17 protein-coding genes are annotated in these 19,423 nt (G+C 43.4%); 9 read left to right on the top strand and 8 right to left on the bottom strand.

Annotation, left to right across the window (positions count from 1 at the left end; translation table 11 throughout):
• Positions 1-513 (top strand): transposase (locus GS399_RS09360; RefSeq protein WP_160844364.1); only part of this gene is annotated, 513 nt, incomplete at its 5' end.
• Between the two features lie 285 nt (positions 514-798).
• Here the strand turns inward: GS399_RS09360 and GS399_RS09365 are convergent.
• The 4 genes from GS399_RS09365 to GS399_RS09380 all read right to left on the bottom strand — a co-directional run bounded on the left by GS399_RS09365 (position 799) and on the right by GS399_RS09380 (position 7,981).
• A complete protein-coding gene (locus GS399_RS09365) occupies positions 799-2,802 on the bottom strand; it encodes a sialate O-acetylesterase (protein WP_160844365.1) in 2,004 nt (667 codons plus the stop codon).
• Positions 2,803-3,032: 230 nt separating this feature from the next.
• Complete coding sequence (locus GS399_RS09370) at positions 3,033-5,135, bottom strand: hypothetical protein (protein WP_160844366.1); 2,103 nt, start codon at positions 5,133-5,135, stop codon at positions 3,033-3,035.
• A 184-nt stretch (positions 5,136-5,319) separates the two neighbouring features.
• Complete coding sequence (locus GS399_RS09375; protein WP_160844367.1) at positions 5,320-6,039, bottom strand: head GIN domain-containing protein; 720 nt, start codon at positions 6,037-6,039, stop codon at positions 5,320-5,322.
• 46 nt (positions 6,040-6,085) lie between these two features.
• Positions 6,086-7,981 carry a RecQ family ATP-dependent DNA helicase gene (locus GS399_RS09380; RefSeq protein ID WP_202409420.1) on the bottom strand — a complete coding sequence of 632 codons (1,896 nt, stop codon included), beginning with the start codon at positions 7,979-7,981 and terminating at the stop codon, positions 6,086-6,088.
• Positions 7,982-8,111: 130 nt separating this feature from the next.
• On the opposite strand from GS399_RS09380, the gene GS399_RS09385 reads away from it, so the two are divergent.
• Positions 8,112-11,360: an amidohydrolase family protein gene (locus GS399_RS09385; protein WP_160844368.1), complete on the top strand. Its 3,249-nt coding sequence runs from the start codon at positions 8,112-8,114 to the stop codon at positions 11,358-11,360.
• Between the two features lie 45 nt (positions 11,361-11,405).
• On the opposite strand, the gene GS399_RS09390 is transcribed toward GS399_RS09385, so the two are convergent.
• The 3 genes from GS399_RS09390 to GS399_RS09400 form a co-directional block, all read right to left on the bottom strand.
• A complete protein-coding gene (locus GS399_RS09390) occupies positions 11,406-11,831 on the bottom strand; it encodes a VOC family protein (RefSeq protein WP_160844369.1) in 426 nt (141 codons plus the stop codon).
• Between the two features lie 109 nt (positions 11,832-11,940).
• Positions 11,941-12,282, bottom strand: a complete 342-nt coding sequence (locus tag GS399_RS09395; RefSeq protein WP_237487920.1) for an META domain-containing protein — start codon at positions 12,280-12,282, stop codon at positions 11,941-11,943.
• Positions 12,283-12,376: 94 nt separating this feature from the next.
• Positions 12,377-13,570, bottom strand: a complete 1,194-nt coding sequence (locus GS399_RS09400) for a BaiN/RdsA family NAD(P)/FAD-dependent oxidoreductase (protein WP_160844371.1) — start codon at positions 13,568-13,570, stop codon at positions 12,377-12,379.
• A 27-nt stretch (positions 13,571-13,597) separates the two neighbouring features.
• On the opposite strand from GS399_RS09400, the gene GS399_RS09405 reads away from it, so the two are divergent.
• The 4 genes from GS399_RS09405 to purE are packed head-to-tail and all read left to right on the top strand — an operon-like array spanning position 13,598 to position 16,391.
• Positions 13,598-14,179: an NADH-quinone oxidoreductase subunit A gene (locus GS399_RS09405; RefSeq protein WP_160844372.1), complete on the top strand. Its 582-nt coding sequence runs from the start codon at positions 13,598-13,600 to the stop codon at positions 14,177-14,179.
• Positions 14,176-14,658, top strand: a complete 483-nt coding sequence (locus tag GS399_RS09410) for an NADH-quinone oxidoreductase subunit B (RefSeq protein ID WP_160844373.1) — start codon at positions 14,176-14,178, stop codon at positions 14,656-14,658. Before GS399_RS09405 ends, GS399_RS09410 begins: the two co-directional genes overlap by 4 nt.
• 43 nt (positions 14,659-14,701) lie before the next feature.
• On the top strand, positions 14,702-15,841 hold the full coding sequence (locus GS399_RS09415; RefSeq protein ID WP_160844374.1) for a 5-(carboxyamino)imidazole ribonucleotide synthase: 1,140 nt from the start codon (positions 14,702-14,704) through the stop codon (positions 15,839-15,841).
• Positions 15,842-15,893: 52 nt separating this feature from the next.
• Positions 15,894-16,391, top strand: a complete 498-nt coding sequence (purE, locus tag GS399_RS09420) for a 5-(carboxyamino)imidazole ribonucleotide mutase (protein ID WP_160844375.1) — start codon at positions 15,894-15,896, stop codon at positions 16,389-16,391.
• Here purE and GS399_RS09425 read toward each other — a convergent pair.
• Positions 16,388-16,951, bottom strand: coding sequence for a YqgE/AlgH family protein (locus tag GS399_RS09425; protein ID WP_160844376.1), 564 nt, complete (start codon positions 16,949-16,951; stop codon positions 16,388-16,390). The two genes, purE and GS399_RS09425, sit on opposite strands and share 4 nt — an antisense overlap.
• A gap of 87 nt (positions 16,952-17,038) precedes the next feature.
• Between GS399_RS09425 and pdxH the strand changes: the two genes are divergently transcribed.
• Genes pdxH through GS399_RS09440 form a run of 3 tightly spaced genes read left to right on the top strand, consistent with a single transcriptional unit; the run spans position 17,039 to position 19,376 of the window.
• On the top strand, positions 17,039-17,692 hold the full coding sequence (pdxH, locus tag GS399_RS09430) for a pyridoxamine 5'-phosphate oxidase (RefSeq protein ID WP_160844377.1): 654 nt from the start codon (positions 17,039-17,041) through the stop codon (positions 17,690-17,692).
• A gap of 1 nt (position 17,693) precedes the next feature.
• Positions 17,694-18,194, top strand: coding sequence for an NADH-quinone oxidoreductase subunit C (locus tag GS399_RS09435; protein WP_160844378.1), 501 nt, complete (start codon positions 17,694-17,696; stop codon positions 18,192-18,194).
• A 3-nt stretch (positions 18,195-18,197) separates the two neighbouring features.
• A complete protein-coding gene (locus tag GS399_RS09440) occupies positions 18,198-19,376 on the top strand; it encodes an NADH-quinone oxidoreductase subunit D (protein WP_160844379.1) in 1,179 nt (392 codons plus the stop codon).
• Positions 19,377-19,423 lie beyond the last annotated feature (47 nt).

Here is a 19,423-nt window from a genome sequence, read left to right on the forward strand (position 1 = left end):
TATAATTGGATCCCCCTGTTTCATATCAGTGATTCCTATTCGCTCGCGTACAAATGGCTTAACTTCCTGAAAGAAAAAGATATCGCGGAAACATTAGGCTTTGTAATCATGCCTAATCATGTACACCTGATTATTGAGCTTTTATCTCATGAAGAATCCAATCTCAATAAAATCATTTCAAACGGAAAACGTTTCATGGCTTATGAAATCATAAAACGACTGAAAGCAATTAATTCAACAGAAATCCTTTCCAAACTAAGAAATTCGAGATCAGTTAATGACATTTCGAAAGGACAATTACACAAAGTCTTTGAAGCCTCTTTTGATGCAAAACCTATTTTCTCCGATAGCTTTTATCAGCAAAAATTGGATTATATACACCATAATCCCGTATCAGGTAAATGGAATTTATGCACTGATTTTGTGAATTATCCGCATAGCAGCGCAGCGTTTTACGAGCTTGGGATTCCGCACGAACATTTACAGATTAAAGATTTTAGAGAGGCGTTGTAGTTGTTCCATAAATCGGTCGACAATGGGATCATTAAAGGATCATTTTAAGAGACCCCTATGGATATTGATTAGAGAATTTAGAAGTTGCAGCGGTCGAATTTAAGAACGAAGGGTCCTCTGCGAGAGACCCTTCTAAGACATAATAAATTTCTAAGACATAATAAATCGGTCGTTGATCATTAAAGGACTTCCGTAAAAGCAGCGTCTCTCGAAGAGAACCCTGCGCCTATTCAAGGGTCCTCTTAGAGAGACCCTGCTACGACGATAAGAGCCCCTTTTGAGACGCTATTTCGCGCTATAAGTAATGCCTTTCCAATCATCAGTTCTAAAAGGCGACGCCGGCAGGCCGGATGCGTTTGTTAAACTTACTTCCGGGTTGTTTGCCCAGCCATAACGAACCGCCGTTGGCTTGCTAACCTGCGGGCTGCTTACTATAACCTGGTTGCCTACGATCTTGGCATCGGCCCAAACGAATTTATGATCGTCGCCGGCAATTTCAAATCCTTTTAATGACGAACCCGTGGTCGATTTCAAACCGCTGTCGGTATGAGTGAATGATAACTTGATCGTATTACCGGCAACCTGGTGAGTGGTATAAACCGGGCCGGAATAAGTGATCTTCTTGCCATAGTTTTTTGCAAGGGCGATCAGTGCCAGCCTTCGGCCTACTTCCTGTTTATTTTTCGGGTGAATGTCGCCGGCGTCGCCAATATCAATAGCCGATGCCATACCGGTATTTGGCAGTGCCAATGTTTTTGATTGAGCCTCTCTTAATTCGGCCCAGTCCGATTCTCCGGGTTGCTCGCCTCTTTTCTGATAATTGGCCAGCTGTACGAAGTAAAAAGGAAAATCTGGTTCGTTCCAGTTTTTCCGCCAGTCCTTGATCATCGCAGGAAACAGCTCCCGGTACTGATAAGCGCGGCCCGCGTTACTTTCGCCCTGGTACCAAATCGCCCCCTTGATGGCAAAGTTTAGGAAAGGATGGATCATCGCGTTGTACAGTACGGTAGGTCGGTTCGGACCATCAACCACGGTCGGCGCCGCACCAACATCTTTTACATCTACTCCGACATGATATTGCCATTGTCCCGCTAAGGAAATCCTCTCGCCGTCAGGATTGATAAGGGCCAAACTTTTTTCGTCGCCGAAAAAACCGCCGCCGCCGCCGCTGTCAAAAACACGGACAGTGATCGTATTGTCTCCGGCTTTTAATGTGTTTGCAGCAATGGTATATTTCCTTGGAACGGATACACCAACAGTTTGTCCAACTTTAGTATCATTAATCCAGGTAATATCGTCATCGTCGATTGTGCCCAGCGAAAGCTGAATCTCCTTCCCGACCCAAGACTGAGGGATAGATATCTTCTTTTTCATCCAAACAACACCATCAAAGCTCGGCAAGGCCTTTTCTTCCCATAATCCGGGAACGGCCATTGTCTTCCAATCATTTGAGCTTTGATTATCCAACCAAATAGCCTTTCCTTCACGGTAACCGGCATCCTTTCCAACCATGTCCGCTTGCCATTTTGCTAGATCAGCCTGGTATTTCCGCTTAAGTTCGGCCTGGTCTTTCGATGAGCTTTCAATTTTCACCACAGCATCCTTGAAGTCTGGCATGGTTTTCAGCGTTGCGGCGCTTGTCCAGGCTTCGGCGATTGTACCGCCCCAGGAGGTATGAATTAACCCGATCGGGATTTTTGTTTCCTTATAAAGTTCGCGTGCAAAAAAATACGCTACTGATGAGAAGTCGGCTACGCTGGCGGGCGAACATTCATCCCAACCGGTGTTTCTCACCTCGACGTCGTCTAAAGGGAAGTTGCTTGTTTTCCGGATTGCCTGCAGCAAACGAATGTTTGGATAATTCGCTTTAGCAATTTCATCTTCATAGTTATTTACCTTTCCCCAGCCTGCCAGCGGCATTTCCATATTCGACTGGCCTGAACAAACCCAAACCTCTCCGATCAGGACATTTTTTAAAGTCAAGTCTTCACCATCGTTGATTGAAATTGTGTAAGGACCACCGTACGATGGTGTCTGGATCTTCTGCTTAAAATTTCCGGAAGCATCGGTTTTGACCGTATATTTCTTTTTATCCCATGATGGGATGATTGTAATTGTTTTACCAGGATCGTCCTTACCCCAAATCGCGGCTTGTGTTTTCTGCTGAAACACCATGTTATCGCTAAAAACGGATGGCAGTTTAACTTTGGCTTCAGCTGTTTGATATATTGAAAAAGTAGCTATCACCACAAATGAGCTGAGCAGCCCGGAAGAATATTTCAGATTCATAAGTTTATTTGGTTATCAGGCCAAAATAAACAACAATACTGAAAAATTTACAGGAAGTGTAAAATTGACAATCAACAGCTAAATTTTAACTGGCTGTTCAGTCAAATTGTTAATGTAATGAACGAACACAAAAAAGCGCTTCGAAGTTAAATTTATTCAGGCAATGTGAATTGCTATGTTAAAACCGCCTGGCTGAACAAAACTTCGAAAGCGCTCAATTAAAAACTAAATCACTTCAAACAAACCACTTCAGATGCATAAACGGTATAACCCGCCCAGGCACTGTCGTGAATTGTTTTCTCGGTAGCACTCAGACCGATACTTCCGCAAGGGTTGTCAGTTCCGGATGTATCAAAGTCGAAGCTGGAAGCGACATTAGTAGTGCCGGAATAATTATTTGGAACCACAGCGGCAGGCCAGCTGCTGCCCAGTGAATAATTAAGCAGGTAAGCATCATACACAGAAAAACTACCTGTGATATGTTCGCCTTTTGCATAGCCACCGCAACCGGGGCGATCAACGGTCAGCGAAATCTGCGGTAGCTGGTTATCCATCTGGATGCGTTTAGAAACACTGGCTCCGTCTTCATGCTCTATGGTAATCTCCAACAGATCATTCGTTCCGGGACTGAACCTTGCCAGTATGCTGTCGATGTTATTCAGATAGCTTTGATAAACATAGTAGTTATCTGCATCGGGATAAATAACCGGATGGATGATGGTGCTGGTAACCGGATCAAAACCTAAAAGATGCAATCCGGCATTATAGTAATATTGCGAACCATCGGCCAGGTTACGGATTTTAACACGATATTTTAATCCGGCAAGCGGGTGTGATAGTCCCTGTAAAACGATAATTCCCGCAAATGGGCTCGCGTTATAAACCGGCGCCTGGTTAAACTCTAATACTGCACCGGCAAGTGTTAATCCGGAAATGTCATCGATGTTATCAACCGATACCCCACCAAGGGTAATCATCACAGGATTCTTTCCATCCCACTGCTTACCTGGCGAAACCTGGATATAGGAATCTATAATATTTCCCCAATATGGTACCTCATTGGGATTTGAATCTGATGGCGGCACGTTCCATGACAGCACCGCACGCACCTTTAAAATAGTCGGTGAGGAACATGCTGTACGAAATTTCGAAAAGTCAGCCGGCAGGATAACTGAATACGAAAGTCCGCCTTCAGGAAGTTCAATGTCATAAGAGTTCACAAATGACGTTCCGACAAACTGCCATCTGCAATCCGTTTGAGGCGATTGGATCCAAAAGCCGACGTACTCCTTACTCCCAGCTTTACAAAGGCTGCCGCTGTAGCCATAAGGTTTTTTTACCTGGATATTAGCTACCAATGCTTCCTGGTGATAATCGGCGCCAACGCAATATAACTGCTCGTAACTGGTATTTCCATTCAGTGAAGCGAAGTTTTTCAAAGCAGCCGTTAAATCTATCCCCGCTTTAATCAGGATATCCTTATTGACAGACAGAATCGCCGGATTTTTGGAAATAATGGTTTCATTCAAAATTTTAGTCGCAATCCTTTCAGGCTCAACCTGGGCGTTTGCATAAGCAGCTGTTAATTCAGAAAGTTCGGCCTTAGGCTGCGCGATCGCCTGTTTTGCAAGATCTAATTTTTCGATCCCTTTAAAGGTTGTCGCGGCGATATCAGAAAGACTGATCGAGGGATTCAGAATCGCGCTGGCCAGCAATGGGCCGATTTCATCTAACGGAAATGTTGGAAATAAGATCCGTAACGGACTGATTTGAATGAACGCTTCTTTTGTATCACCCCAGATTGTTGGTGGATTAATATTGCCCGGCGGTGGTGTAATATTCCAGGAAAGCACCGCACGGATTTTCGGCAGATTCGGTTTTGAGCAAATTAAATGCTTCGGGTCTATTTTGAGACGGACAACGTAAGACAATGGTTTTTCAAGCGCCTTTTCGCAATCATAAGCGTCTTCGATATCATGGACATTTACGGCGGTTACGCCCATATCAAGCCAAATACCGTCTCCATAGTCGAGAAAAAAACGAACAAATTCATGCGATCCGCGGCTGCAAAGATTGCCGCCATAGCCGGATGATTGCTTAATTTGAATATTTGCAGTGAGTTCAGAAGTTGTTGGGTGATAACCGATGCAGCCCAGTTCCTCAAAATATTTATTATTCTGAATTACAAACTCCGGCTGGAGATTACTTTCGGGGTTGGTGCCGAAAAAATTGGGATTAGCTGCGAGGAGTTTAAATGCATTGCTCCGATACTGCAGATGAGTTGTAATTTCGCTTACAGCAACATTTGCCGTCAGCTTGATTCGTTTTGCCATAACACTTCATTTTTAATTTTTGTTAACTGGTTAATTAAAATCAAAGTGACTGGAAATTCGATTAGCTGACAACGTAACCAATACTGGAAACATTCAGGTAATGGAACGTTATCTGTAACGAAAAAAGAGAAACAAAAACCACGTAGTAAACGTGGTTTTATAATGCGAAAATACTTGCTTAAAGTTAATCTACCCGCTTAATGCTGGAAGCACCCGAGTTGTCATTGTTAACAACAGACGGGCTGCCACGATAAACAATCTCACTGCTTCCGCTCGAATTTACTTTAAGGCTTTTCAATACGTTTATACTGCACTTACTGGCTCCCGAGCTTTCAATTTTATATTCGCCGACAGTAAAGTTCAACGCGTTTACTTCACCCGAGCCGCTCATTGACAGCGTGTGACTGCGGGCCTGGCCGCTTAATACGATCTCTGAAGATCCACTGGCTTGTGTTCTGACATCCGCAGCATTTAAATCGAGCTTAACTTTATTTGATCCGCTTAAATCAAGGTCAAAATTTTCTGTATTAAATTTCCCCTCGGTTACAATTTCATTTGCGCCTGAAGCATCGAGCCCGTTGAAATATTTCGAAGAGATATAAACCGTGATATCTCCTTCCGTACAATACATACCGCGTTCCATCCCTATTTCCAGCGTATTTCCTTTAACGCGGGATTCGATATGATCAATAATATTATCGTCGGCGGTGATTTTTACGGACTGGGCAGAATCCTGCCTGATAAAAACTTTCATTGAACCGCTGGCCTTCAGCATTCTGAAATCGCCGATTTCTCTCGTTTGACTAACCTGTTTACCAGAGCCGGTTATACAACCGACGTTATTACAGCCAGCATTCAAAATTACGATGGAAGCGAAAAAGAATAAGAGAAGCTTTGATTTCATAAAACTGATTTTGCAATTTGACAACCGGACAGCCGGAATGGTTACACTAAATATAAAACTTTTCGCCGTCGCTTTTTATACGGCCGGCATCCAGCAGGTTCCTGATAACGTCAATACGTTGTTTTTCAACGCCTGATTGTAGCGAAAGCACTAACTCATCAATGCTCAGGTGATTTAACGCAAGAAGCTTCAAAAGCTCATTTTCAATGGATTGTTCAATATTCTCCTGTTTGTCTTCCCGCGACTCATGAAGGCAAACATCACAAATACCGCATTTCGGCGAATCGTGTTCATCGAAGTATGCTAACAATTGCTGACTGCGGCAATGTTGAGTTTCAGCATAGTTCACAGCTGCATCAATCTGGCTCTTCGTTATTTCTTTGCGTTCGCTAATATATTTCTTGTTTATATGAAGCTGCGATGAACTCACACGTTCGCGAAGGAACTGGAGCTGCGGCTTATCCGTTTGTTGCTGATAGGACAGCAATCCCATAATTTCCAGTTGCTTTAAAAAACCAATGGCCTGCGAAGCAGTTAACCCGGTACGTTTGGCAATATCCGATTCATTTATTGCAGTGAAGTACTCAAACAAACCTCCGTATGATCTGAGCAGTGTTTTTATGAAAGGATCGAAGGAAGCATGTTCTATCTGGAAGCGATACAATTCCTCGGATGTAATATTAATTTTTACCCGTGACGGAAGAAAGACACTTTCGGTGAGAGAAATGTATTCGTCCTTTTCTAGGAACTTTAAAGTGCTGATGGTTTTGATTGCATCAAGTTTATACTTTGTGCAAAAGTCTGCAATGTCAAAATCCAGCGTAAGATCCAGCCCCGCTCCATGTGCGAGCTGGTAATAGTTGCCGAGTTGATGGTAAACCTGTTTTATTTCGTCAATGGATGGAAAACTGAGTTCAAACTTTCTTTTTAACTGCGAAATATCAGCCTTGTTAAAAAGCAATACGGCAAAGGCTTTAGTATCGTCCCTCCCGGCCCGGCCTGCTTCCTGATAATACGCCTCGAGACTATCTGGCAAATCGAGATGTACGACAAACCGCACATCCGGCTTGTCAATACCCATCCCGAATGAATTGGTTGCAACGATAACCCTGATTCGATTTTCCTTCCATGCCTGCTGCTTATTACTGCGTGTCTGGCTGTCGAGGCCGGCATGATAAAAATCACTTGAAATACGTTGCTGATTAAGTAGACGAGAGATTTCCTGGGTTTCCCTCCTATTGCGCACATAGACAATTCCCGACCCTTTCACCTTATTTGCTACGGCGAACAGTTTCCGAAGTTTATCGTCTTCGTTGACAACCACGTAACTCAGGTTACTACGGATAAAGCTTTTGCGGAAAACATTCGGACGTTTAAAAGACAGTTTTTCCTGGATATCCTCCACCACACGGCTTGTAGCTGTTGCTGTAAGAGCCAAAACCGGCACGGTGGGATGTAAGGCTCGTAAATCGGCAAGATGAAGATATGGCGGCCGGAAATCGTAACCCCATTGCGAAATACAATGTGCCTCGTCAACAGCGATCAAATTTACGTTCATCTGCCTGATACGTTCCTGCACCAGTTCCGATAAAAGCCTTTCTGGTGACAAGTACAAAAATTTAATATCGCCGTAGATGCAGTTATCCAGTAAAATATCAACCTCCCGTTTACCCATGCCCGAAACAATGGCAATCGCCTTAATACCACGAGCTTTCAGGTTTTCGACCTGGTCTTTCATTAAGGCGATGAGCGGAGATACCACGATACAAATTCCCGGTTTGGCTAAAGCCGGAACCTGGAAGCAAATTGATTTTCCGCCGCCGGTCGGCATTAAAGCGAGCGCGTCGTTGCCTTCTAAAACCGATGTTATAACTTCCTCCTGCAGGGACCTGAACTGGCTGTAACCCCAATATTGCTGTAAAATCTGGTAGATGGAAATCATAAGAGCAATCAGCTAAAAATTGTTCGTTAATGTCAAAAATAGCGATTACGAATCATTGTTTGCGTAATATGTAACTACTATTACTATTAAACCGGCATTCCTATATTTGTGGCTAAAGAGTTCCTTCGTTATGAAAAAAGCAGCTTTGCTCCTAGCCTTTACCGTTTCTGCATTCAGCTTATTTAGCCAGCAACAGGCGCCAAAATGGAATATTGAGAAACCCTCAGGTCCTAAAAAAAATATAAATTTCACTACCGATGAAGGAACCTGGATGAACGTTGACATTAGTCCCGACGGCAAGGAGATCGTTTTCGATATGTTGGGAGACATTTATAAAATGCCGATCGAGGGTGGGCAGGCGACTGTCTTAGCCGGTGGAATGGCATTTGAGGTACAACCAAGGTTTAGCCCTAACGGTAAATTCATTTCTTATACAAGCGATAAAGAGGGCGGTGATAATATTTGGATAATGAACTCTGACGGGTCTAACAAACATTCGATTACCAAAGAAACTTTCAGATTACTGAACAACGCTGTCTGGACTCCAGATAATCAATACATCATCGCGCGTAAACATTTTACTGCGAGAAGATCACTGGGTGCCGGAGAAATGTGGATGTATCATATCGCAGGCGGAGGTGAAGGAATCCAACTTACAAAACGAAAAAACGATCAGCAGGATGCTGGCGAGCCGGCCATTTCACCGCGGGGCAAATATGTTTATTTCAGCGAAGACGTAAGTCCCGGACCTTTTTTCCAGTACAACAAGGATCCAAACGGAGAAATCTATAATATCCGGCGTCTGAACCGCGAAACCGGAGATATTGAAACTATCGCCGGCGGCCAGGGCGGCGCTGTCAGGCCGCAGCCTTCCCCGGACGGTAAATATCTCGCGTTTGTAAAACGGGTCAGGACGAAATCGGCTCTTTACCTTCAGGATCTCGACACAGGCGAAGAATGGCCGATTTATGACGATCTGTCTCACGACCAACAGGAAGCATGGGCAATCTTCGGCGTTTACCCAAATTTCGCCTGGACGCCCGATAGTAAAAATATCGTGTTTTATGCCAAGGGAAAGATTCGAAAAATTGACATCGGCAGCCAGGAGACAACGGTTATTCCGTTTACTGCAAGTGTTAACCAAACGGTTACTGAGTCATTACATTTCGAACAGACAGTTTTCAAAGATGAGTTCGATGTAAAAATGATCAGGCAGCTGGTGACCTCGCCTGATGGAAAACGTGTTGCCTTTAACGCTGCAGGTTTTATTTATACAAAAGATTTGCCTAACGGTAAGCCTGAACGCTTAACAAACGGCACTGACTTCGAATTTGAACCAAGCTTCAGTCCCGACGGACGAACTATAGTTTTTGTAAGCTGGAATGATGAAACCAAAGCTTCGATCAATAAAGTCGATGCAAAGGGAGGACGCGTCATTCATCTTACCCGTGAAAAAGGATTTTACTATTCGCCATCCTACTCAAATAAAGGTGATAAAATTGTGTATCGCAAAGGTGTTGGCAACGAGGTTTTAGGGTTTGCTTTCGGGAAAAATCCGGGAATTTACGTTATGCCAGCCAACGGCGGTGTCGGAGAAAAAATCTCCGATGAAGGTATTGAACCGTTGTTTAGTGCAGACGATCAGCGTATTTATTTTCAATCGTCCGCTGATGGAAAGAAAGCTTTCAAGTCGGTAAATCTAAATGGTTCCGACAAAAAAACGCTGTACACATCCACCTATGCTACTCAATTTTTACCGAGTCCCGATGGCAAATGGATGGCTTTTGATGAGCTTTTCAATGTATATATCACACCATTCGCCGCTACCGGCGCTTCCCTTGACCTTTCGTCAGCAAATAAATCCCTTCCATTAACAAAGGTTAGCCGTGATGCCGGCAGCTTTTTACAATGGAGCAAAGACAGTCAGCGATTAATGTGGACTCTTGGTTCGCAATATTTTTCCAGGGATATACGAAATTCGTTCAGTTTCGTGGAGGGAGCACCATCTAAACTCCCCGCGGCAGACAGTATTGGAGTTGAAATCGGACTGCGCCTGAAAAACGATGTACCGGTTGGTAAAATTGCCTTTACCAATGCACGTATAATCACTATGAAAGGCGACGAAGTAATCGAAAACGGCACAGTGATAGTGGAAAAAAATAAAATAATCGCTGTCGGGTCTGCGGCTTCAGTTACCGTTCCTGCAGATGCAAAGGTGATCGATGCAACCGATAAAACCATTATGCCGGGAATAGTCGATGTCCATTCACATCTTCGCACCAGTCCCGACGGCATCTCACCCAAACAGGATTGGAGCTATTATGCAAATTTATCTTATGGAGTAACAACCGCTCATGATCCTTCAAGCAATTCTGAAATGGTTTTCAGCCAGTCTGAAATGCTTAAAGCGGGCCGCATGATTGGTCCTCGTGTTTATTCAACCGGAACAATTTTATACGGCGCTGACGGAGATTTTAAAGCTGTGGTTAACAGCCTTGATGATGCCCGTTCACATGTTCGCAGAATGAAAGCTCTAGGTGCGTTCTCAGTAAAATCTTACAATCAACCGAGACGAGAGCAACGCCAGCAGATCATTCAGGCGGCAAGGGAGTTAAGCATGGAAGTCGTTCCTGAGGGAGGTTCAACGTTTTTCACTAACATGAGTATGATCCTGGACGGGCATACTGGTATCGAACATAACATCCCTGTTTTGCCCGTTTATAAAGATGTTAAAACGCTCTGGAACGGAACTAAAGTAGGTTACACACCAACCTTAATAGTTTCTTATGGTGCACAGTCGGGCGAAAACTTTTGGTATGATCGTACTAACGTTTGGGAAAATGAGCATCTCCTGAGTTACACGCCGAGGCAAATTATTGATGCCCGCTCCAGAAGACGAACAACGTCTGAGTTTGCGGATTACGGACATATAGAAGTGTCGAAAGCGGTAAAGCAAATTGCTGACGGCGGCACTAAAGTTAACCTGGGCGGCCATGGACAGCTCCAGGGGCTCGGCTCACATTGGGAATTATGGATGCTTGCACAGGGTGGCATGTCACCATTAGAGGCTATACGTTGTGCGACGATAAATGGCGCGAATTATCTTGGTATGGGCAAAGAAATCGGATCATTGGAAACCGGCAAGCTTGCTGATCTTATTATCTTAAATGCCAATCCTTTAGAAGACATCCGCAACAGCGAAAAAATCAAATTCGTCATGGTAAACGGACGCTTGTATGATTCTGAAACGATGAATGAGATAGGAAATACCGAAAAATCCCGTGGAAGATTCTGGTGGCAAATGGGACATGCAGAAACCGCCACACTACCTTCCGGAAATATCGAAACGTATACGCACCAGGTTTTAGATGGTGATTAAAAATAAAATTGTTCCCGGTTCAACTTCCGGGAGCAATTCCAATGACTATGCGTCTATCAGTTTCTGCATGTCGAGTTTTTTCATATCCATAATAGCTGCCATCACCCGTGGAGCTCGTTCCGGATCAGACATCAACTCGCCAATAACTGTCGGAACAATCTGCCACGAAAGTCCGAATTTGTCTTTGAGCCAACCGCACATACTCTCCTGACCGCCATTCGCGGTAAGACTTTCCCATAAAAAATCGATTTCCTCCTGGGTTTCAGATTCAACTACAAAGGACACCGCTTCATTGAACTTAAAGTTCGGGCCGCCGTTCAAACCCATAAACTTGGTTCCGTTAACCTCCCAAAAAACGACCATAGGTGACTCAAATGTTACTTTTCCGCCTTTAAAAACGGAACAATAAAATTCGGCGGCCTCTTTAGCGTTGCCATCAAACCACAAAGACGGATAAATTGGACTTTTCATTTCTTACAGTATTAAGTTTATACTGCAAGTTAACCAGTTACGCTACAATTATCGGCGGGATAAAACGACTTTTTAAGGGATAAATGCGACAGAATAGGATGCCGCGGACCTACTTTTTATAGGTCATTAAAAGTTTATTCGAACCGTACAAATAGAGCAAGCCGTAACGGATTTCGTATCGTTTTACGCTTTCCAGGTTAGTAATAATTTGATTCTCCTTGTCCATCATATCGTTGCAAAACATTTTTGTTGAAGCAATTTTGGAGAGACTAAGGCTTTTTCCCGCCGACTCATATTCTGAAGTAAAACTATTACATCCGGCTTTGCCACTGGCCTTTTTATCTTTAAACTCCACAAAAGCATTCTCACCAAGGTCGATAGATTTTTCATTTAACGCCACGAGTTTCCAATGCGTTCCTTCAAGCTGTGGTTCTTCAGAAGTTGATTTCATCGATTTGCACGATGCGGCAGCTAACAAAACGGGCAACAAAATTCTTATTATTTTCATCAGATTATTCTTAAGTTTTCTACAACAATATTATTCATTACAAGTTTTGTGCGATAACAAAACCGCTCGCCCAGGCCCACTGGAAGTTATAACCTCCTAGCCATCCGGTTACGTCAACTGCCTCGCCGCCAAAAAACAATCCCGGAACTGTTTTTGCCTCCAATGTTTTTGACGAAAGATTGCCGGTAGCCACTCCTCCACGCATAACTTCTGCTTTATCATAGCCTTTGTCGCCTGCAGGCTTCACTTTAAAATTATGGATCAGCTGGGTAATTTTGTTTATATCTTCTTTAGTTAAAGATGCGAGATTTTTATCAACCGGGAGAAATTTGCCAAGAGCTTCTGCAAATTTCCTGGTGAATATTCCGGCAAGAAAATTTAACAAAGTTTTTTTTCCGTTGGAGATACGGTCCTGAGAGATCTGTTCGCTTATATCCTCCTTTGGATACAAATTAATAAAAATTTGCTCGCCCGGTTTCCAGTAGGATGAGATCTGTAAAATTGCCGGTCCACTTAGTCCCCAATGAGTGAAAAGAATATTTTCCTCGAAACTTATACGATCATTCCAAACCCTGCAAAACACAGTATTACCCGAAAGTTCGGCGAACCATTCGCTGTCCTTGCCGGTTATTGTTAAAGGCACAAGAGCCGGCGCAGTTTGTTCAATCTCCATACCAAATTGCCTGGCGGCTCGCAATGCAAAATCAGTAGCTCCCATTTTTTGCACAGGTAAGCCGCCTGTCGCTATCACAACTTTCGCGGCATCAATCGTTGCTTCCGAACCGTTTAACAAATATCTGACCCGGAAACCTGTTGATATTTTTTCGATGGATGTGACATCTGCATTACACCTGATTTCCTGGCCAAGTTCCCTGCTTAACTCAGTAAACACTTTAACGATGTCTTTTGCATTGTTTGTTACCGGAAAAAGCTGCCCCAAGGTCTTTTCCTGCCCTTCAATCCCGTAGGTTTCAAAAAATGATATGGTATCCTGAACGGTCCATTGAGAAAAAGCTGACTTACAAAAATGATCATTTTTCGAAATGAAATTGGCCGATGATGAATAGAGATTAGTATAGTTGCATCTCCCCCCGCCCGAAATCAGGATTTTGGCGCCTGGCTTTGAATTTTTCTCGAGAACTAAGGTTTGCTTTCCCAGAAAACCAGCCTGTACCGCGCACATCAACCCGCAGGCACCACCCCCAATAATTACAGCATCCAATTCATCCATTTGGCAAATATTGTTAATTTTGCAGCAATGAACGAAGTTTCACAGTTAACTGAATTCGGAAAAGTTTTGATCTTTTTGATCATGGGAGTACTCTTTGTGCTGGCAGCTTTCCTGGTTGTGAGATTTCTCGCTCCAAGAAGACCTAACCCGATAAAACTCAGCACGTACGAGTGCGGCGAAGAAACCAGTGGCACCTCTTGGGTACAATTTAATCCCAAATTTTATGTGATTGCGATTGTCTTTTTGCTCTTTGATGTGGAAATGGCCTTCATTTTTCCTTGGACAACTATTTACGCACAAAGTTCGCTGATAGCGGCCGATAGCCGCTGGGGCTGGTTCAGCCTCTCAGAAATGTTCATTTTCATTGGGATTTTAATTATCGGCCTCGTGTACGTCTGGAAGAAAGGCGACCTGGAATGGATTCGCTCAAAGCCAATTGTACCGAAAGTTGACAACCCCGTACCCGGATTGCTATATGAACATATCAACCAGGAAATATATCAAATACGGGAATTTTCGCTTGAGAAGCCAAAAGATTCAGAACCTGTGATCGCTGCAACGGTGACCAAACCTTCGTTTAAACCTACCTTCAGAAAGGCTACCCCATGAGTTTAAATAAAATTTCGGAAAACGGCGGCGTAATGGTTACCAAACTGGATGATCTGCTTAATTGGGCAAGACTGTCATCCCTTTGGCCGATGAGCTTTGGTATCGCATGCTGCGCCATAGAGATGATGGGATCTATGGCATCGAATTATGATCTCGACCGGTTTGGTGTTTTTCCGCGGCCTTCGCCCCGCCAATCGGATGTTATTATTATTGCCGGAACAGTGACTTTTAAAATGGCTGAACGTATCAAACGCCTTTATGAACAAATGCCGGAGCCGAGATATGTTATTTCTATGGGCTCATGCTCCAACTGCGGCGGCCCTTATTGGGAACATGGTTATCATGTAGTGAAGGGCGTCGATAGAGTAATTCCGGTTGATGTTTATGTTCAGGGCTGCCCGCCACGACCTGAATCACTTATCGGGGCGATTCTTGAACTGCAGAAAAAAATTGAAACTGAAAGCATCACAAATGCCTGACAGTAAACACAATCATAAGCTATTCGATTTATAAAAAGATTTAATGAAAGCATTTTACGGAGATTTACGCGTTGGAATTTTGGGAGGCGGACAACTTGGCCGCATGCTTATACAACAGGCTATTAATTACAACGTAAGTATTCGCGTACTCGATCCTGACGCCGATGCTCCATGTAAAAATCTGTGCGATGATTTTACGCAAGGATCTCTTACGGATTTTGAAACAGTATATAACTTCGGCAAAAAGCAAGACCTTATCACTATCGAGATTGAGAAGGTAAATGTTGATGCGCTCGAGAAGCTCGAGCAGGAAGGTATTTTGATATATCCGCAACCCCGTGTTATCCGCTTAATACAGGACAAAGGACTTCAAAAAGAGTTTTTTAAACAAAATGATATCCCTACCGCACCGTTTCAGCTTATCGAAAACAGGGCGACATTAAAAAAATCCGCGCTAAAATTTCCCTACATTCAAAAGCTTAGGCGAGACGGTTACGACGGCAAAGGTGTGCATAAGGTCGTCTCGGAAGCTGACTATTCTACCGCCTTCGATAAGCCCAGTATTGTTGAAGAATGGATTGATTTTGAAAAAGAGATTGCAGTTATCGTAGCCCGTAATGACAGCGGCGAGTTGAAATCATTTCCTGTAGTTGAAATGGAGTTCAACCCGGAAGCAAACCTTGTAGAGTTTTTAATTTCACCTTCTACCCTTCCTGCAGACATCCAGCTTGAAGCTGAAAACCTCGCAGCAAAGATTGCTGATCAGCTAAAAATAGTTGGCTTACTCGCAGTAGAAATGTTCCTTACGAAGGACGGCAAGATCTTGATCAACGAATTGGCTCCCCGTCCGCATAATAGTGGTCACCAAAGTATTGAGGGAAATTACGTGTCACAGTTTGAACAGCATTTGCGCGCAATATTTGATCTTCCGTTAGGCGATACGCGCTGCATCAGCAATGCGGTGATGATCAACCTGCTGGGCGAAAAAGGATTTGAAGGACTGGCAGATTACGAAGGCTTAAACGACATATTGAAAATGGACGGCGTTTATGTTCATCTTTACGGAAAAAAATTCACCAAACCGTTCCGGAAAATGGGGCATGTAACTATCATTGACAATGATCGCCAGCTTGCGATTGAAAAAGCTCGAAAAGTGCAGGAAACGGTAAAAGTTAAAGTTTAGATATTAACGCCGGGCATAAATTTTATACAGACACAAAACGAACCTTATAAACATGGGCAATAAACATAAAGTAGGCATTATCATGGGCAGCAAATCGGATTTACCTGTTATGCAAGATGCCGCTGATATACTGAAAGAGCTTGGCGTCGATTTTGAAATCACGGTCGTTTCGGCTCACCGTACCCCTGAACGTATGTTTAATTATGCGAAAACCGCTCATGAACGTGGATTAAATGTTATCATCGCCGGCGCGGGCGGTGCCGCTCATTTGCCGGGCATGGTGGCTTCGATTACGCATCTTCCTGTTATCGGCGTTCCGGTAAAATCCTCAAATTCAATTGATGGCTGGGATTCAATTCTATCAATTCTTCAAATGCCAAATGGAATACCGGTTGCAACAGTTGCATTAAATGCAGCCACAAATGCAGGGCTGCTGGCTGCACAGATTATTGCTATCGCAGATCCGGCTGTATCACAAAAACTGATTTCCTACAAAGAGACATTAAAGCAAAAAGTAGAAGAAAGCGCACGAGAGATGGGCGATATTTAATTCCACATTGGATTTTCGGGAAAGTTAACTATATGGGCATATTTAGGCCCGAGACTAATGATAACTTCTTTCCATAAGTCTTCTTCATTAGCTACGAAAACAATATCTGAATTAAATTTGTCGCCTGTAATCCAGGAGTTTTCACGAATCTCGTTCTTTAACTGATCATGGCCCCAGCCTGAATAACCCATAAAAAAACGTATTTCGTCATCGGCAAGCTGATTGCTGTTGATCAGTATTTTAATCGTCTCAAAATTGCCGCCCCAAAAAATATCTTTTTTAATTTCAATACCACTGTGAATTAAGTCATTGCGCTTGTGAATATAATGAAGCGTATCAGATGCAACCGGCCCGCCGTAATAAACTGGAAATACAGCATCGGGGCACTCGTTTAAGACATCTTTTAAAAGCAGATTACTTTTCTGGTTCAACACATAGCCAACAGTTCCTTCCTCGCCATGCTCCGTGAGCAGTACAACCGAACGTTTGAAATTGGGGTCAATCATAAACGGCTCAGAAATAAGAAGACCACCCGTTTTTGGTTGATTATTGCTGATCATAGGCATCTTTTTTTGACGAGCGGATGTTGTGGCCACTCCGTTATATGATAAAAATAAGTATTTCAATTAGTAAGTTTGCAACAATATATGATTACGGATAAAAAAGACCTCGAAAACTTGCGCCAGGATTACATATCCGCAACGTTAAACAAAAGTGATGTTCTCAGGAACCCTATAGAACAATTTGACAAATGGTTTAGCGAAGTTCTGAACAGCAATGTTTACGAACCGAATGCCATGACACTTGCCACGGCAACTCATGATGGAAAACCATCTGCCAGAATTGTATTGTTAAAAGGATTCAGCGAAAAAGGATTTGTCTTTTTTAGTAACTATCTCAGCCGCAAGGGTAAAGAAATTTCTAAAAATCCAGTTGTATCTCTGGTATTTTTCTGGCCCGAACTCGAAAGGCAGATCCGAATTGAAGGCACCGTAGAAAAACTCGATAAACTAGCATCCGAACAATATTTCCAATCAAGGCCAAAGGGCAGCCAGATTGGTGCGTTGGCGTCTCCTCAAAGCCAGGAGATTAAAGACCGTTCTGTTTTGGAAAAAGCCTGGGAAGAATTTGAGACAAAATATCAGGATACCGAAGTTCCGAAACCATCCTACTGGGGTGGTTACCTGGTAAAACCCCAGTTAATTGAATTTTGGCAGGGACGAAAAAGCCGCCTACACGATCGGATAGTTTATCGCAAGGCAGATAAAAATAATTGGAAAATCGTCCGTCTGGCTCCATAAAATGACTTTTGACGAAATAAAAGATCTGCTGGTTAAGCGTTTCGGTCCAGAAGTGATCGAAGCGGAAGAAACGACCGGGCTGCAGCCGGCGCTGATCATCAGGAAAGATCGGATAACTGCAGTTTGTTTAGAACTGAGAACCAACGATCAGACTTATTTTGATTTTTTGTCCTGCTTATCTGCCGTTGATCATGGTTTGGAGGAGAATAAAATGAGCGTCGTTTACCATCTCGCTTCAATTCCTTATAAAACACAACTAACACTTAAGGTTGTCCAGGAATTTGACAGAACATCTGGCTCATTACCTATTTGTCAAAGTGTTTCATCTGTGTGGAAAACGGCAGAATGGCATGAACGCGAAGCTTATGATCTGCTTGGGGTATTTTTTGATGGAAATCCTGACTTAAGGAGAATTTTGCTGCCCGACGACTGGGAAGGTTATCCATTGAGAAAAGATTATAAAACTGCGGCCGAATACAATGGAATAAAAATTGACTTTTAAACCATGCCATACGCAACCAGATACGAAGAATTAATAGCCAATACCGAGCCGCAGGAAATGATCCTGAACATGGGTCCGCAACATCCTTCCACTCATGGAGTTTTGCGCTTGGAGCTCATTACCGACGGAGAAGTGGTCAAAGAAGTCATTCCTCATATAGGCTATCTGCACCGGTGTTTTGAAAATCACGCCGAACATCTGACCTATCAGCAAACCATTCCTTTTACCGACAGGATGGATTACCTCGCTTCGATGAACAACAGCCACGCCTGGGTCATGGGCGTTGAGCGAATGATGGGCATTGAAAAAGATATTCCAAAACGCGTTGAATATATCAGGGTACTTGTCTGCGAACTCAACAGGATAGCATCACACCTAATCGCAATCGGAACTTACGGAATTGACATTGGCGCCTTCACACCTTTTTTATGGTGCTTCCGCGACAGGGAACATATCATGGGACTACTTGAGTGGGCGTCTGGTGCAAGAATGCTTTACAATTACATTTGGGTGGGCGGTTTATTTTACGATCTGCCCATAGGTTTTGAAGAGCGTTGTAAAGAATTCGTCGACTATTTTAAGCCTAAATTAAAGGAGCTGAATGAGCTGCTAACCAACAACCAGATTTTCATTGAGCGTACAGCAAATGTTGGCGTATTGCCCCTTGATGTTGCCATCAATTATGGCTGCTCGGGCCCGATGCTTCGCGGTTCAGGACTAAAGTGGGATTTGCGGCGTGTTGATGAATATTCCGCTTATCCGGAACTGGAATTTGAGATTCCTGTTGGAAAAGGGGAAATGGGTGCAGTTGGCGATTGCTGGGACCGTTACAAAGTGCGCGTTGATGAGGTGGTTGAATCGCTCCGTATTATCGAGCAATGTCTTGAAAGGCTGCAAAAAGAACTTAAACGCACCCCTGACTTCGACCCAAGAGCGAAACTTCCGAAGAAAATAATTCCTAAGGCACAGGACTTCTATATACGAGCAGAAAATCCAAAAGGCGAACTAGGTTTCTATTTTATTACCGATGGCCGCACGGAAATTCCTAAACGTGTAAAAGCCCGAGGGCCGAGTTTCAATAACTTATCTGTTATATCAGAAATCTCGAGGGGCGTATTAATCGCTGATCTTATTGCGATCCTTGGTTCGATCGATATCGTTTTAGGCGAAGTTGACCGCTAAAAAAAGCTCGTTCAAATCTGAACGAGCTTTTCTCTTGTATGTAATCT

Source organism: Hufsiella arboris (genome assembly GCF_009834875.1).
Classification (GTDB): Bacteria; Bacteroidota; Bacteroidia; order Sphingobacteriales; family Sphingobacteriaceae; genus Hufsiella_A; species Hufsiella_A arboris.